This window comes from Methanobrevibacter sp. (genome assembly GCF_045586545.1).
Classification (GTDB): Archaea; Methanobacteriota; Methanobacteria; order Methanobacteriales; family Methanobacteriaceae; genus Methanocatella.
In genome coordinates this window covers 17,529-32,027 of the sequence record NZ_JAZNAN010000014.1, presented here as the reverse complement: position 1 = coordinate 32,027, position 14,499 = coordinate 17,529, and the positions used below count along the sequence as shown (strand labels likewise).

At 36.9% G+C, this 14,499-nt stretch carries 17 protein-coding genes and 1 pseudogene; 6 read left to right on the top strand and 12 right to left on the bottom strand.

The genetic code is table 11. The features are described 5' to 3' along the window. Positions 1–115 precede the first annotated feature (115 nt). From ACKI3D_RS01310 to ACKI3D_RS01300, 3 genes and pseudogenes are all read left to right on the top strand, one after another. A pseudogene (locus tag ACKI3D_RS01310) lies at positions 116–1,401 on the top strand (ATP-binding protein). Between the two features lie 467 nt (positions 1,402–1,868). Continuing rightward, positions 1,869–2,159 (top strand): hypothetical protein, encoded by a 291-nt coding sequence (locus ACKI3D_RS01305; protein WP_407391595.1) that lies wholly within the window; start codon positions 1,869–1,871, stop codon positions 2,157–2,159. 4 nt (positions 2,160–2,163) lie between these two features. Further along, positions 2,164–2,580 (top strand): hypothetical protein, encoded by a 417-nt coding sequence (locus ACKI3D_RS01300; RefSeq protein WP_407391593.1) that lies wholly within the window; start codon positions 2,164–2,166, stop codon positions 2,578–2,580. Between the two features lie 82 nt (positions 2,581–2,662). Here ACKI3D_RS01300 and ACKI3D_RS01295 read toward each other — a convergent pair whose 3' ends face one another. The 8 genes from ACKI3D_RS01295 to ACKI3D_RS01260 form a co-directional block, all read right to left on the bottom strand. After that, positions 2,663–3,052, bottom strand: coding sequence for a hypothetical protein (locus ACKI3D_RS01295; protein ID WP_407391591.1), 390 nt, complete (start codon positions 3,050–3,052; stop codon positions 2,663–2,665). Between the two features lie 147 nt (positions 3,053–3,199). Continuing rightward, entirely contained in the window at positions 3,200–3,322 is a 123-nt protein-coding gene (locus ACKI3D_RS01290; RefSeq protein ID WP_407391589.1) for a hypothetical protein, read from the bottom strand. Continuing rightward, the gene (locus ACKI3D_RS01285) at positions 3,319–3,672 is read right to left on the bottom strand and encodes a hypothetical protein (RefSeq protein WP_407391587.1); all 354 of its coding nucleotides are present in this window, start codon (positions 3,670–3,672) and stop codon (positions 3,319–3,321) included. The genes ACKI3D_RS01290 and ACKI3D_RS01285 overlap by 4 nt, the downstream gene beginning before the upstream one ends. 198 nt (positions 3,673–3,870) lie before the next feature. Beyond that, positions 3,871–4,515 carry an Ig-like domain-containing protein gene (locus ACKI3D_RS01280; protein WP_407391585.1) on the bottom strand — a complete coding sequence of 215 codons (645 nt, stop codon included), beginning with the start codon at positions 4,513–4,515 and terminating at the stop codon, positions 3,871–3,873. A 78-nt stretch (positions 4,516–4,593) separates the two neighbouring features. Further along, complete coding sequence (locus ACKI3D_RS01275; RefSeq protein WP_407391583.1) at positions 4,594–5,028, bottom strand: hypothetical protein; 435 nt, start codon at positions 5,026–5,028, stop codon at positions 4,594–4,596. Between the two features lie 58 nt (positions 5,029–5,086). Then, positions 5,087–5,476 carry a hypothetical protein gene (locus ACKI3D_RS01270; protein WP_407391581.1) on the bottom strand — a complete coding sequence of 130 codons (390 nt, stop codon included), beginning with the start codon at positions 5,474–5,476 and terminating at the stop codon, positions 5,087–5,089. A gap of 252 nt (positions 5,477–5,728) precedes the next feature. Beyond that, positions 5,729–6,211, bottom strand: coding sequence for a hypothetical protein (locus tag ACKI3D_RS01265; RefSeq protein WP_407391579.1), 483 nt, complete (start codon positions 6,209–6,211; stop codon positions 5,729–5,731). Continuing rightward, on the bottom strand, positions 6,208–6,639 hold the full coding sequence (locus ACKI3D_RS01260) for a hypothetical protein (RefSeq protein WP_407391577.1): 432 nt from the start codon (positions 6,637–6,639) through the stop codon (positions 6,208–6,210). The genes ACKI3D_RS01265 and ACKI3D_RS01260 overlap by 4 nt, the downstream gene beginning before the upstream one ends. 65 nt (positions 6,640–6,704) lie before the next feature. On the opposite strand from ACKI3D_RS01260, the gene ACKI3D_RS01255 reads away from it, so the two are divergent. Then, positions 6,705–7,403: a type II CAAX prenyl endopeptidase Rce1 family protein gene (locus tag ACKI3D_RS01255; protein WP_407391575.1), complete on the top strand. Its 699-nt coding sequence runs from the start codon at positions 6,705–6,707 to the stop codon at positions 7,401–7,403. A gap of 4 nt (positions 7,404–7,407) precedes the next feature. Then, complete coding sequence (locus ACKI3D_RS01250; RefSeq protein ID WP_407391573.1) at positions 7,408–7,623, top strand: DUF6677 family protein; 216 nt, start codon at positions 7,408–7,410, stop codon at positions 7,621–7,623. A 183-nt stretch (positions 7,624–7,806) separates the two neighbouring features. Here ACKI3D_RS01250 and ACKI3D_RS01245 read toward each other — a convergent pair whose 3' ends face one another. Beyond that, the gene (locus ACKI3D_RS01245) at positions 7,807–9,261 is read right to left on the bottom strand and encodes a sodium-dependent transporter (RefSeq protein WP_407391571.1); all 1,455 of its coding nucleotides are present in this window, start codon (positions 9,259–9,261) and stop codon (positions 7,807–7,809) included. Between the two features lie 51 nt (positions 9,262–9,312). Here ACKI3D_RS01245 and ACKI3D_RS01240 point away from each other — a divergent pair, with 51 nt between their 5' ends. Then, the gene (locus ACKI3D_RS01240) at positions 9,313–9,690 is read left to right on the top strand and encodes a DUF4258 domain-containing protein (RefSeq protein ID WP_407391569.1); all 378 of its coding nucleotides are present in this window, start codon (positions 9,313–9,315) and stop codon (positions 9,688–9,690) included. Positions 9,691–9,700: 10 nt separating this feature from the next. On the opposite strand, the gene ACKI3D_RS01235 is transcribed toward ACKI3D_RS01240, so the two are convergent. The 3 genes from ACKI3D_RS01235 to ACKI3D_RS01225 are packed head-to-tail and all read right to left on the bottom strand — an operon-like array spanning position 9,701 to position 14,475. Next, entirely contained in the window at positions 9,701–11,230 is a 1,530-nt protein-coding gene (locus ACKI3D_RS01235) for a putative glycoside hydrolase (RefSeq protein ID WP_407391567.1), read from the bottom strand. 3 nt (positions 11,231–11,233) lie between these two features. After that, positions 11,234–12,730 carry a putative glycoside hydrolase gene (locus ACKI3D_RS01230; protein WP_407391565.1) on the bottom strand — a complete coding sequence of 499 codons (1,497 nt, stop codon included), beginning with the start codon at positions 12,728–12,730 and terminating at the stop codon, positions 11,234–11,236. A gap of 8 nt (positions 12,731–12,738) precedes the next feature. After that, positions 12,739–14,475 (bottom strand): putative glycoside hydrolase, encoded by a 1,737-nt coding sequence (locus tag ACKI3D_RS01225; protein WP_407391563.1) that lies wholly within the window; start codon positions 14,473–14,475, stop codon positions 12,739–12,741. Between the last annotated feature and the right edge of the window lie 24 nt (positions 14,476–14,499).

Sequence of the window (14,499 nt, the reverse complement as noted above, 5' to 3'; positions counted from 1 at the left end):
ATTTAAAAAAATTTAATAGAAATAACATTAAATATGTATTTACTTCAACAAAAAGTATGTAAATCCTTTAACAAGGAAGTATACGAAAAATTGAAAAAATAAAAAGGTGTTGAAATTGGTTAAATACTTACCTCGCTATTTAGATAGGGAATTAAAAGAATTAATGGAATATATGGGGGCAATTTTGATTGTCGGTCCGAAATGGTGTGGAAAAACAACTACTGCAAAACAAATTGCAAAAAGCATTATCGAATTACAAGACCCTACCCATTCTAAAAATTATCTAAGATTAGCAGATGTAGATCCCCTTTCATTACTTGAAGGGGAAAAACCTAGATTGATTGATGAATGGCAAATGGCTCCGGAATTATGGGATGCAGTCAGATATAGTGTTGATAAAAGTGAAGACGACGGATTATACATTTTAACAGGAACAACAGTTGTAAATGATAAAAAAATAAATCATAGTGGCGCTGGAAGAATCCATAGAGTATTAATGCGACCTATGAGCCTATTTGAAAGTGGAGAATCAAACGGGAAAATTTCATTAATGGAGTTATTTGATAATCCGAATATGAATATCAATGGAATTACTTCTGATTTGACAATTACAAATCTAATTTTTGCAATGTGTAGAGGAGGATGGCCTGAAAGCTTGAACAAAAAACAGAAAAAGGACAATTATTAATAGCCAAATCATATCTAAACATCATTTGTGAAGTAGACACGACCACAATTGATGGAGTTAAAAGAGATCCAAACAAAATTAAAGAACTTTTAAAATCCTACTCTAGGAATATTTCTTCATATGCAAAAAACACTACAATTATGGCAGATATTAAAGAACACCACGGTACAATTTCTGAAGCGACATACTATAATTACATAAATGTATTGAAGCAGTTATTTGTAATTGATGAAGTTAAAGCCTGGACTCCAAATATCCGGTCAAAAACTGCCATGCGAAATAGCTCTAAAAAAAATTTCATAGACCCATCAATTGCTATTGCATCACTTGAATTAACTCCAAAAAAATTATTGTATGATTTAAATACTGGAGGCCATATTTTTGAGACATTATGCATTAGAGACTTAAATGTCTATTCAATTCCTCGAGGAGGAAAAGTAAAGCAATACCATGACCAAAATGATTTAGAAGTTGATTGTGTTTTAGAATTAAATAACGGAGATTATGCATTAATTGAATTTAAATTAGGAAGTAAAGAAGAAGATAAAGGTGCTTCAAATTTACTTAAACTTAAAAAACTAATCAATGCAAAAAGAGAATCCGGTGAAACTAAAATACCCGAACCAAAATTTTTAGCAGTTATAACTGGAGGAAAATTAGCCTACACTAGAAAAGATGGAGTTAAAGTTATACCGATTGGATGTTTGAAATAATACCAAAATCTATGTAGGAGATACCGTTAAAATAAAAATCAAATATTACCCTGACGGCGATTCCCTAAACAACGGAAACCTCGTTACAAAAACAGTTGATTCAAACGGATACATACAGGTTGCAAGCGCCGATGCATATTCCAAATTCCCTGACAAGGCATATATGGAACTGTATGATGCCGACGGAGTTCTGCAGGCAACCCAGACCGTAACATTGACACCTGACAGTACTACTCAATACTTCTAGAGTAGTACCTGCTTTTTCTTTTTTAAATTGATTTCACCACGCAAAATTGTTCTCACCTTGAAATATTGATGTAACACTGTAATATGACTATTTAGAACCTTTAAAAGCGCTAAATTTATATTTGAATAAGATAAATATCTTAATTGTGGCAAAAGAAACTTTTTTCAAGTGAAAAAATTAGACTTTTTACGAATGAAATAACTTAAAAAAAGGTGATTAAATGACAACAATGCTGGATGAGTTCAAGCGTGAAATGGAACCTGCTAAAGAAATATATACTAAAGAAATCAAAGACTTTGCGAAAAAATATGATTTTTTAGGGGAAATGTCTTTAATAGAAGATCCCGACATTGATACATTAGATTATATATATTCTTTTGAAAAATTTAATGGAACCAGTGAAGAGATTTTAGATAAAACCCTTAAAGAACTTTATAGACATATGAAAGAATTTTCAAAAGCAAATGGAATCTACGAATTCTGCAGAAATGCAATAATCTCATACAGGTGATAAAATGGATATCACTAAACATCCTCAATTCCATCTGTATCTTTTAACATTGCATTTTCTAATGATTAAAAATCAATTAATTCCCGAAAATTCTAATGAAAGATGGACATATGGAACTATTATCAATAGAGCATATTATAGTGCATATCTATACTGCGAATTATGGCTAGAAAAAATTAAAAATTTCAAAGTTAAACCTCCTTGGGAATTTAAACCAAATGAAAAGAAAATAGGCGAACATAAACAAGTTCGAAAAGCATTGTTTGATTTTGGAGAGGAAGAAACGGAAACTGAACTTAAAAATTTAGCTTCATTAAGAAAAAAAGCAGATTATCATCCTTATGAAGAAATAACCGAAGACAAGGTAACAAATGCTATACAGCATATGAAAAAAATCTTCAGCCATCTGAAATTCGAGTGAAAAATATTTTTTTAAATCATCTAAAAATTACACCGCAACTGCAAAACTGCCTTAACCATCAAAAAAAATAAAAAAAGAAGGATTATTTGGTTTTATACCAAACAGTAGCCTTATATGGAGTATAGCCTTTAATCAGGTTGGTGCGAATGTGTCCTCCACCATTTCCCTTAACGGTTTTGGTTTTTACTTTTCCCTTTTTGTTCTTGAAGAAGAATTTGGCCTTGACAAGCTTTGTATGATGAGGTTCTATGTCTCCATTATAGCCGTTTCCGAGATACCATGCTGTTACGCCTACTCCCTTATCGAACTGCATATTGCCACTGTATTCAACATAACCTGCTATTGCATCACCATTTGAAAGTTTAACGGCTTTAGGCCCCCATAATACTCCTGATGGGAAATTATAAATTGTCACATCCACTTTTTTGGTTTTAGCGGCACTGACACCTTCGGCGGCAGCCACTCCAACCACAAATAAAGCACCTATTAAAATTAAAAGGATTAATATGTGTTTCTTATTTAAGCTCATAATATATCTTATAAATATTAAAAGTATTAAAATTTTTTATTCAAGTTGGAATATTGTTGTGAAAAAATCTGGGTATTTAAAAAAAATAGTTTATAATTTTTTGTATTCATTGAAAGTTTTAATAATGTCTTCTGCAATTTCAAATGCAGAATCAATGCTTGTGAATTCCCCTTTCTGATAAATCGAGAATTTCACAAGGCGTAATGTCTTCAAAATCCCTTTCTGTATTTTGCATAGTAATCACCATCCACAGTCAAAATGAAATCAATTTCAGAATATATGCCGTATGGCACGCCAGAAGATTTACAAAACGATATAACAGATTCTCGAATGCGTGATCTTAATTCATCCCATTCACTTAACGACAAATCAGCAGCATATCTGACATAATACTGAATTCTAGGATTGCCTTCTTCATCAAAGTTATCCTGGAAGACTGAAGTTAAACAAGGGTATTTTGGAAGAATATCAGATTCTATGAACCTATAGATTGAATTGTAGGGTTCTGGATTTTCTATCAAAAATTCTGTGACATTTTCTAAAATATTTTCACCTCCCGTCATTAGTAAATATAATATTGAATTTAGGATGATATTAACGTTTCTAAGTGCATCAGGACACATTTGTGAAAATATGTATTTAAAAAGAATTATTTAAAGTTTACTTGGATATGAAAGCAATATTACGCAGTCAAATCAATATTACCGATTCAAAGCAATTAAAAAAAAGAAAAAAATAAAGTCGTGTGAACGACTTCATCACTATACTGGATTTCCATCCTCATCAATTACAGGCACTACATTATGGCCGTCTTCATCTATGACATCATAGCCTCCGCCAGAGTCACTGGAACTAGAACTTGAGCTTGAAGATGAACTTGAGCTTGAACTAGGTCTTGAATATGAAGAGGAACTTGAACTGGAGCTTGAAGATGGAGTTGAAGTTGATTGTGATTCCGCATAAACATTGTCATCAGTTGCGGTACTGTTGTCAACAGGCTCCTCGCTTTCACCAGGTTTGATTGTCAATTTTGCAGCTACACTGCTTCCGGTAAAGTTTTCGTCACCATCGAATGTTGCATTAATATCATATTCTCCGGCAGGAACACCTGCAATTTTGACATTGACAACACCGTTTGCAAATGTTTTTACAGTGTCTTCAAATACAGTGCTTCCGTTACTGTCCTTAACAGTAACATGAATTTCCTTATCCTTTAGGGCTATTCCTTCGCCATTAGTTAATTTAATGGAAACGGAACCGTTTTCATTAATGGCCCCTTCGCCCAAAATTGCGATTTTACTGTAATTTGAATCTTCAGTTGATGATGAAGTGAGTATGAAAGCTGCCATTACTGCAAGAAAAACAACGAGGATTCCTCCAATAATTATCAATTTTTTCCTATCCATTTTATCACCGTTAATAGTATTATGTATTAATAATATAAAAGATTTGTTAAAAAAAAGAAATTAGCTTAAAGTTTCACCTTAAGCTATTAAAAAATCGCCTATCTCATCTTCATCAGTTGAGGAAATGGTAACCAGTTTACCGTCCTTTTCATAACTGAAAACATAATAGATGGTATCCTGTTTAAGATATCCGTCTACGCCGTTTATTGTTTTGGCATCTCCACCGACATTTGCAACGACATCATCACTTACTTCAAAACCCTCATACTCAGCAACAAGAATTGCAATAATGGTATTTCCTTTTTCAAAAAGTTTACCATTGGTTACGTAATTAACAGAGCCTTGAGAGTGATGTTCATTAACTGTTTCATGATTCGGATCTTCGGCAAATCCGTCAGGAATGTGGAAGTCAACGCCATCGATAGTTATGTTTTGTTCTGCACTGACGAATGATATGGAAGCCAACATTATGGCTACAAGAGCCAATGTGAAAAATATTTTCCTATTCATCATCAATCCTCCTTTGAGTAATTAATGTTATGTCAAAGATTCTAAATATATTTAATGTAGATTAATCCTTGCCCATGACCCCAATCATCAATGACATGTCCTTTGATTTGATGGTTACAAGATAGTCTCCCTCATAATAGCTGAAGGTATAGCTACCTTTTTTATCGACAAGATATCCCTTTTGAGATCCAAGCATAGTCTTACCGGATTTTATCTTTTTGGTCGATTTGACCTTTTCGACTTTTCCGTCCTTAACGACGGTGATTTTAAGCTTATCCTTTCCATGCTTGAAGTCCAAAAAATCATTCCCGCTGCCCTGAAGCCTGTATTCTGTCGGAACAGTAAAGTTGATGTCGTGTAAGGTGTAGTTTTCAACCTCCCTAAAGGCAAAAGTTCCCTCTTCGGGGGTGAAGGCCTCGGCAGATACAAACCCGATTAGGGCAAAAAGCAACACTATTGCAAGCAGATATCTGAATTTCATGCTAAAGAATATATAGTAATACCTAAAAATACTTTTCTAAAAATTTGAAGAATTTTAGGCATGTAAAAATTAGTAAATCTTTAAATAATACATTAAATCATAATATAATTTGTAACACACTCCCGTGTTGCACTAAAAAAATTTTTTTAGTTTAAGTTCTAAAGGATTATTTCCTTTAGGCTTAACACTAATCCTGTTTTTAAAAAAAATATTAAAAGATGATTAGATAATCATCTCTTCAAAATAAGAATCTTTCGGTGCCTGCAAGACAACTACAGTATTTCCGTCAATGTAGGAAAAGAATGAGAATGGCATGTCTGTCCATTTTACGCCATCATGCCCTTCGATTGTGAAATTTTCATAAGAGACATTTTCCGGAATGTAATTCTGGATACTGGCGTTCAAATCATCCCCGGAAGTCAGGGATACCATTAAGATTTCATCATCTGCATTTTTGAAAAACTTTACAATTCCGGAACTGTTGCCTTCAGTCATATTAATGGCCATGGAATCTATCTGGCCGAATCCTTCAGGAATTGTGAAGAAATAATCACCGACGCTTACATTTGTATCGCAATCAAAATATTCGACATTGAAATCTTCCATTGAATCCAAATCCTTCAAAACATCGTCCCAACTAGTAGTGGCGCTGACAGCACCTATAGTCAGCATAAATGCCAATAGCAAAATTAAGTGCCTCTTCAAATAATCACCTCATAAAGCCTTGTTTGATTTGTTACCTGAACAATGACTGCATTGTCCCCGTCAACATAACTGAAACAGGTCATGTTCCCCTCTGTATAATTCCAGCCTTCATGACCTTTTATTGTGGCTTTGGATGCACCTTCATGGTATAATTCATCTAAAGACATACCCATCCAGTCTGAAGCAACGGTAATTATGATTTCTCCGCCATATTCGTTAATGTAAAAGCATGTTTGGCCATTGGATCCCAGCTCTTCAAAGTCTTCACTGGCTCTTGCCTCTCCAAATCCGAATGGAATAACGAATTCCACTCCTTCGAAGTTTATCTTGCTTGATTCATTGAAATATGTTATATTGTCATTGGCACAGGCCGGTGCAATCAACATGAACATTACCAGACAGGCCAAAATCAGATGTTTCAAATTCATAATTTACCTCAAGTTAAAATATATATTTAATCTAAAATAATATTAACTATTGAAGTGTGATAAAAATGAGTGAATTTTTCAAATTTGAAGATAAAAGCAGAGACTTTCCATATTACCGGCATAATCCGAAAATCTCAAAAATGGCTTGGATTATACTGTTGCTCTTAATTCCAATCTCCTTTTTGACTTACTCAATAATTTCTTTGGAAAGTGAATTTATAGGCAGTTTGATATTCTGTTTATTATTGCTGATTCCTCTGCTGTACTTTTCAAATTGGGATTATTCTCTGATGTTTAGAAAGCCCAGCAGAAGCGAAATAAAACTTGCCGTGCTTCTTTTTGTCGGCTATATTATCTATGCCGTTGTAGTTGGCGAATTTGTAGATATGATGGGCCATACAAGTGCCGTGACCCCCGAATATCTTGGCATTAGCGTAGAAGCATTAATCTCCCTGGTATTTTCAATGATGGGTGAAGAACTGATAAAATTCATTCCATTGATGCTTTTCATGAGGATTGTCTACAAATACACTCAGAACCGTAAGCTATCAGTAATTGTCTCTACAATTTTCATCCTGATATTTTTCGGAATGCTTCACTACGACCCTGGCGTGACACCGTTAATTTCAGTGCTGCTTATCCAGGGATTGGGGTCAATATTTGAACTATACGGTTACATCAAAACCAAAAACATATTTGTGCCTTATATGAGCCATCTTCTAACAGATGCGTTTATATTTGCGTTAGCACTAGTGGGAATGTGATAGAATGGAAAAGGACGCTTTAGCAAATGGAATATTGTCTTTTATAATACCTGGTTTGGGACATGCATTGCATGGAAATGCAAAAAGAGGAATAATTTTGTTTATAGGAATGTTGATTGTCCATGCATTGATTTACTATTTGGCCAACAATATTCTGGGAAGCGGAATTTCAACACTCTACCATTTGTATGCAGGCTATGATGCATACAAAAACTACTAAATCAATCTAGACATGTAGATTAACATGAACTTGTTTTCTGAATTTATTTTATAGTATCATTAAACTAAAAATAGCTCAAATAATTCAATAAGATTAACTAAAAAATTAAAGTAAATCAAAGCTAGAATTAAGTATTCAATAGGAAGAATTCAAAGAAAAAATAAAAAGAAATGAATGAAAGAATCATTCATCGGCAGGCCTGATTTTTGTCAATACGACTGCAGCAACCAGAACACCAATGATGATTATTGAATCAATCATTATTTCAAATGATTCGGCAGTTGTGAACAGCTGGAAAATACCGACAGCCCACATTATAATCAGGACACATGGAAGCAGGTATTTGATTATAAAGCTCCAGGTCTTGCCGACCTTAAATGTTGATGACTCGTTTAAGGCAGGAAGGAAGTGTTCAACACCATAGAACCATGCGAATATTATACATTGAACACCAATCAAAAGCAAAATGCCGAACTGGTTTACAAAAGTGTCAATGATTCCGACCAGATAGCTGCTGATACCGGTTGTTAGGACCAAGGAAAATGCGCAGCCAATAATGCTCAAAACGGTTGCGGCTTTCTTACGGGACCATCCCAATTTATCGGCAGTTGAATTCAGCATCGGCTCGAAGAATCCCAAAGCTGAAGTGACGCCCGCAAAAAGAATTGCCAAGAAGAGCATTGGAGCCAGAATGCGCCCGATAGGACCCATAATGTTGAAAATCATCGGGAACACGATGAATACCAAACCTGTTCCTTCAGTAATCAGTTGAACCATTGGGGTTCCGTTGGTAAGTGACATGAACCCTAAGATTGAAAATACACCGAATGCAGTGCAGATTTCAAATGCTGAGTTTGATGCAACAACAATCAAAACATTATCGATTAATTTGGAGTTTTCAGGCAGGTAGCTTGCATAGGTAAGTGCAATGGCCTGACCCATACTCAATGAGAAGATAATCTGTGCAAATGCGGCAAGCCAAATGTCAATATTTAAAAGCATGCTCCAGTCAGGAGTTAGAAGAGTTTCGATTCCGATGTTTGCGCCGGGCAAAGTCAATGCATAAACGATAATGATGCCCATTATGACAAACAATGCCGGAATGAGTATCTTGGAAACCTTTCCGATACCCTTATCCACATTCTTATGGGAAATGAACCATAAGACAATCCATAACAACAAGACGCCAACGGTTGTTGGAATTAACAGGAAACTGGCATTTGACAGGTTGGAGCTTCCCCCAACAGTATTAACGAAGTAAGCTGCAGTATCGGTTCCCCAGTTGAATGTGAAACTGCTTAACAGATACACCAAATCCCAGCTTAGGATTACCATATAATAAATTGTAACAACAAATACAAACAAAACCAGAATCCAAGCAATTATTTCGAACTCCGGCTTAATCATTCGCATAATTTTCGAAAAGGACTCCTTAAATGAGAATCCCACACCATATTCTAATATCAAAAAAGGAATTCCCATTATAGCGATTGCTACAAAGTATGGGATGAAAAATGATCCCCCACCGTTGGAATAAAGTACATAACTGAAACGCCAGATGTTACCAAGACCAACCGCAGCCCCAATCATAGCAAAAATAAAAGCTAAAGATGAATCCCATTGTGCTTGTTGTGTCATAATACAATTTTTGTAAAACAATATATAATAACCTTTACATATTTATTTGTGATGAACGTATTTGACAAATTCATAATGGGTGAAGTCACCGGCATAAACTGGTGTTTTGAAAACCGCCATTTCCAGGAAAGGCTGCAGGAAAATGGAATATCAAGACAGTACATCATGGATTGCATAATGACGGAAGAGCCTGTGAGCTGGGAGCATGTGGAAGGCAGCACATATGCCGTCGTATTTCCAGCACCCATAAATAAAGACTATAAGGAAATTAGGGTCCTCATGGCTTGCAGCGGCAATTCGATTGACCTTATAACAATCATGAGAAACAACGAAACAACAACCAATCGCCAAAAAAGGCAATATCAGTCAGACAAACAGAAGAATCTGGAAAAAAAGAGGCTTAAAGCCCTGTCAAAAAGAAAATGGTAAAAGGTTTTAATCAAACCTTTTTGAAATTTAAAAACTTGGTTAATCCGTATCTAAACAGTATGGAACCTGTTGCGCCGCCTGCCTTGGCTGCCCTTGCATCCTTTGTAAGCTGTTTATGGGACAGTTTCTTTGTATTGCTTTCGGAATGGTATGTCTGAAGGCCTGCCCAGATTACCGCACTTTTTGATTCCTTATTGTATAGCTTGACTATCTTAGTTATCCAACCCCTGTCCTTGTTGAAATTGCCCTTATAAACCATCGGAACAATTACATCAAGATATTTCCCCATTGTCGGAATGTCCTGGCCATACCAGTAAATCATCATCTTAGGCTCCGGCATCACTGCTGCAGACACTATGCAGTTGGGATGATCCTTGTGGATTTTGACGCTGGCCTTTTTGACAAAATAATTTATGGCATCGGTGGATGAGTCATACAGATGTGCAGTTCCTCCGAATCTAACGTAATCAAAGTGAACCCCGTCAACGCCTTTGATATTAGCATATTTTTTAGCTTCCTTGATTTTGCTCTTCAAGAAACCATAGTTGATGCTATCGTCCGGGTTGCATGGTCTTACCCACTTTCCATTGGAATAGCATATCTGCATCCATATGTGAACCTCCATTCCGTATTTGTGGGCTTTGGCAATCCAGTTGACGACGGAGGATGTGCCGTAAAGATATATTGAGTTGGAATGCAGGAACAGGTGTTTGGTTCCCAATTTGGAAAGTTTTTTAAGATTCACGCTTTTCATGTGGGCTGACCAGATCCAATATCCGTCACCGGCAGCGATTGGACCTTTGACTTTGATTTTGAATGACCCTTTTGATGAAAGGTAAGGGGAACTTTTAGCAAATGAGAACTTTACCTTGTATTTGCCTTTCTTAAGGTCCAGGAAAACTTCGACATACCCCTTCTTATCGGTTTTGGCAGTATAAACTTTCCCGTCCACCTTGACAGTTACATTCTGATTTTTAATTGGCTTGCCGTTCTTGTCAACCAGCAATACGATGAATGCGTTTTTAAGGCTCTGGCGATAATTGATGTACTTGTCGGCTACCTTGATTTTAGTTTTTATTGCATCCTTAATGGTTATTTTACAGCTTCCATTGGCATAAGTTGAATTCTCATCGCCTGCAAACGAAAAATCGGCAGTATACTTTCCTGTCGCAAGCTTTACGCTTACGATAGCTTGGCCATTAACATCGGTTGTTCTATTGTAGCTTACCCCATTAATAGTAATGTTTAAAGGCTTGAAAGCCAATGGGGTGTTGTTTGACTTGAGGGTCACGTTGACCTTTGTTGAAAACTTGCTGTAGCCTACAACATCCGAAGCAGCTATTGTTGAAGGTTGAGCAATTGATCCATTTTCGATTGAATCTGTTTCCTCGCTTAAAACCACATCATCAACGGATTCGACGCTTTCAAGCATTGAAGGGTCATCACCAATCGATATGTCAGTTAGATTTTCACTAGCTGAAACGGCTGAAAGCGAAATGAATATTAGAAATGCAATTAAGATTAAAGTTATTTTTTTCATGACTCACACTTTTTTGAAATTGATATATTTAACTAAACCGAATCTGAATAGAATTACTCCACTAGCTCCACCGGATTTGGCCGCTTTTGCATCCTTTAAAAGTTTCTTTGAAGACAGCTTGGTCGGGTCATCATCGGATTTGTAAGTCTGAAGGCCGCACCAGACCTTAGCGCCTTTTGACTGTTTAACCAAAGTCTTGGTTACCGAAGTTATCCATGAAGTCTTCTGGCCATAATTGCCCTTATAGGCCATTGGAACTATTGCATCGACGTATTTTGTAATTGTCGGAATGTCCTGACCATAATAATACTTAAGGGAAGATGGTTCAGGCATCACGGCTGCGGAAACTATGCAGTTCGGATTTACCTTATGAATTCCGGCAGTGGCCTTTTCAACGAAATAATTGACCGCCTTATAGCCGTTTTCCCTATACTTTACACCGGAAAGCCTTACATAATCAAAGTGAATTCCGGCCACTCCCTTGATTTTGGCATAGCTTTTTGCCTCCTTGACTTTGGAAGTGATATAGGAGTATTTGATGGAACCGTCATTGTCATCTATAGGGACAACCCATTTTCCGCCACTGTAGAATACTTGCATCCATATATGAACGCTGATTCCGTATTTGTTTGCCTTTTTTATCCAAGAAGCGACACCTGATTTGCCGTAAAGCTTAATCGAATAGAAATTCAGGAATATCTGTTTGGTTCCGCTTTTGGAAAGGCTCTTAAGATTGACTTTCTTCATGTCCGCTCCAAAAATCCAATATCCATCGCCTTTGGCCATTTTAGGCTTTACTACAATCTTGAACTTGCCTTTTGAAGCAAGATATGGGCTGTTACTCTTGAAATAGAATTTGGCCTTGTATTTGCCCTTTTTTAAAGACAGTGTAATCTGCGCATCGCCGTTTGCATCTGTCTTGATATTGTATTCCTTTCCGTTCACCTTGATGATGACATCCTGATTGCTTAAGGCCTTGCCGTTGACATCTGCCAGATGGACAATGAAGAGGGATGTAAGACCCTGGCGATAATTGATATTCTTGTCTGCAACCTTTATAGTGGTTTTGATGGCAGGCTTAACTGTTAATTTGGATGTGAAGCTTGCCTGAGTAGTGTTTTCATCACCGGCATAGAAATATTTGACATCATACTTTCCGGCCGGAAGCTTAACCTTCAGACTGGCCTGACCATTTGCATTGGTGGTCTTGTTGTATGTAACGTCATTGACTGATATTGCAATCTGTCTTGAGGACAGGTTAGTGCCGTTTGAGGTTAAATTGACAACCAGTTTTGTCTTGAAGGCATCATAACCTACCGCATCGTCGGCGGCAATTGTTGAATTTGCCTTATATTGAACAGTATCGGAGCTCTCAATATCATCTGCAACAACATCACTTTCACTCAACAGGTCGCCGGTAACGTTTTCATCAGCACACACCGCTGAAAGTGAAAGCAATAGTGTTAAAGTAACTATTAAGCCAAAGAGTATTCTTTTCAAAATATCACCTATACCTCATTGAAGTTCAAATCATTGAATAAACCGTATCTAAATAGGATGACACCATGTGCTCCGCCCAATGCGGCCGCATCAGCGTCATTCATCAGTTCTTTTGATGACAGTTTTGTCCAATCCTCATCGGATCTGTAAGACTGAAGACCTGTCCAGATTTTTGCTCCATTGGATTTCTTAACGAATGTCTGTGTCACTTTCTGAATCCAGGAAGCGCTTCCATGATAATTGCCCTTATAAACCATCGGAACGATTACGTCCAGATACTTGGATATTGTCGCAATGTCCTGACCATATTCTGATTTCATGACGGACGGTTCAGGCATTACTGCAGCTGAAATTATTAGTTTTGAATTCTTTTTATGAATTGCTGTGCATACCTTTTTGGTAAAGTAATTTATTGCCTTTACACCGTTTTTATGATTGTAAGCTCCATACGGGAATCTCAAATAGTCGAAGTGAATTCCGGAAAGACCCTTTATTTTGGCATATTTCTTGCATTCGGTAATTTTCGATTTCATGAAATCGTAATTGTACTTGCCCTTCTTGACGGGACTTACCCATTCACCGCCGCTGTAGAACACTTGAACCCACAGATGAACCTTTATTGAATGGGCGTTTGCATTGCGGATAAACTCTTCGACATGAAGCTTGCCAAAGCGTTCAACGCATTTGGCGTTCAGGAAGATATGCTTGGTTCCGAGCTTTTCCAGCTTGTCAAAATCAACCTTATCCATATCGGTTGACAAAAGCCAAAAGCCGTTGTTTCTGGCCTGCTTAGGTTTGACCTTTATTGTGTATGTCTTTGAAGAGGACTTATACGGATAATCCTTCGGGAATTTGGCCGTCAGCTTATAGGTTCCCTTGGACAATTTAATCTTGATTTTGGCTATTCCATTCTTGTTTGTCTTGACTGTGTAAGTCTTCTTGTTGATTGTGAATTTGACGTTTTTATTGGCAACCGGATTTCCGCGCTCGTCCAATACCTTAATCTTGAAGGCAGCTGAAGTCTTGTGCCTATAGATTGTAGAATAGTATTTCTTGATTGATGTAGGCATTCCCTTTTTAACTTCAATTGTGACCTCACCGGAACGTGGCTTGATATTGTCCTCTCCGGTGTAGTTATAGCCGACCTTATAGGTTCCGACCTTAAGCTTGATGTTCAAAACGGCCTGTCCTTGGGAATTGGTCTTTCGAACATAGGTCTTATTGTTTATTGTAAAAGCGATTTTGCGCCCTTCCAAAGGAACTCCACCGACAGTCAAAACAACAGTATAAGGATTTTCAATGCCCTTGTAGGCGGTATAGTCCTTTGCCTTTATTTTGGATTTTTTTGTGCTCAAAAGCAGTATTGTCTTTGAAGCGGTGACTGCACTATACTCATTATCCTTTAGTTTATATTTGATTACATGAGTTCCCATAGTATAATTTAAGTTAAGCTTTGCAACGCCGCTGCCGTCAGTGATGACGTATGACTTTTTCCCGTCTACGCTGAACAGGACGCTCTTATTTGAAAGAACGCTGCCGTTGTCATCGACTACCTTTACATTAAAATTGCTGCCGTTAATGTAGTTTGTCCTGTTGGACACTTCATAACTTGCATTCTTGACAACAACGCTGTCAGCAGTATCGTTTACAGCAATCTCCTCATTCACAGAGACGCTTTCAATTTCATCAGTCACGTTCAAATCATTTGCACTGGCGCATGAAATCGTCAGAACGCCTAAAACCATGCAAATGATAAATAATTTTTTTAA